The following is a 1,103-nucleotide window of genomic DNA, read 5'->3' on the forward strand; positions in this document are numbered from 1 at the left end:
GATCGACTGGAAGCGGAGAACACTGAGCTGAAACGCCGGTTGGGGTTGAACTCCTCGAACTCGTCGAAGCCTCCCTCGTCGGACGGTCTCAGTCGCCCAGCCCGGCAGCCGGGCAAGGGCAGTGGACGGCGGCGGGGTAAGCAGCCCGGGGCGCCGGGGTGGACCCTTGAGCTGGTCGCGGATCCGGATGAGGTGGTCGAGCACCGGCCGCAGCGGTGTGTCCATCCGGGTTGCGGGTCGCCGTTGAGTGATGGGCGTGAGTACGGGCGACAGCGCCGGCAGGTGATCGAGATGCCCGAGCGGCGGCCGCTGGTCGTCGAGCACCGGCTGATCGCGGTCGAGTGCGGCGGGTGCGGGCAAGTCAGCGAGCCGGCGGTGCCGGCCGGGGTGTCCGGGCGGGTGCAGTACGGCGCCGGTGTCAAGGCCGCCGCCGTCTACACGCGGGCCGCGCATTTCCTGCCGTTCGCCCGAGCCGCCGCTGTGATGGGCGACCTGCTCGGCGTGCGGGTGTCGACCGGGTTCGTGCATCAGGTGGTCGGTGAGGCAGCCCGCAAGCTCGGGCCGTTCGTGTCCCGCACAGGCGCGTTGCTGCACGTCCAGCAGGTGCTGCACGCCGATGAGACCCCGGCCCGCGTCGACGGCGCTTTGAAGTACGTGCACGTGGCCTGCACACCCGAACTGACCTTGTTGCACGTGGGCGGCCGCAGCAAGGCCGACATCGACGCCGGGCAGGTGCTACCCGGGTTCACCGGCATCCTGGTCCGTGACGGCTACGCCGCCTACCGGCACCTCACCGACGCCGAGCACGCCTGGTGCGGAGCCCATCTGATCCGCGACCTGCGCGGTGTGCACGAGTCCGATCCGGCGGGCCAGGGCTGGGCCGAGGTGATGGCGCAAACCCTGCTGATGGCCAAGAAGACGACCGAGCAGGCCGTCACCGCGGGCCGAGACGCGCTGTCAACCGACGAGATCAGTCACATCCGAGCCTGTTACGCCGGCGCGCTGGCCTACGGCCGCGAGCAGAACCCTCCCGATCGTGACGGCAGGCCGTCACGCGCCGGCACGCTGGTCGAACGTTTCACCGCCCACCGCGACATGATCCT

The 1,103-nt window shown here is 70.5% G+C and carries 1 protein-coding gene; it reads left to right on the plus strand.

What is annotated here, in order from left to right; all coding sequences use genetic code 11:
- Positions 1-192: 192 nt before the first annotated feature.
- On the plus strand, positions 193-1,103 hold a 911-nt coding region (locus HCA58_RS23085), incomplete at its 3' end, for an IS66 family transposase (RefSeq protein ID WP_346776095.1).

The organism is Micromonospora sp. HNM0581 (genome assembly GCF_012726175.1).
Taxonomy (GTDB): Bacteria; Actinomycetota; Actinomycetes; order Mycobacteriales; family Micromonosporaceae; genus Micromonospora.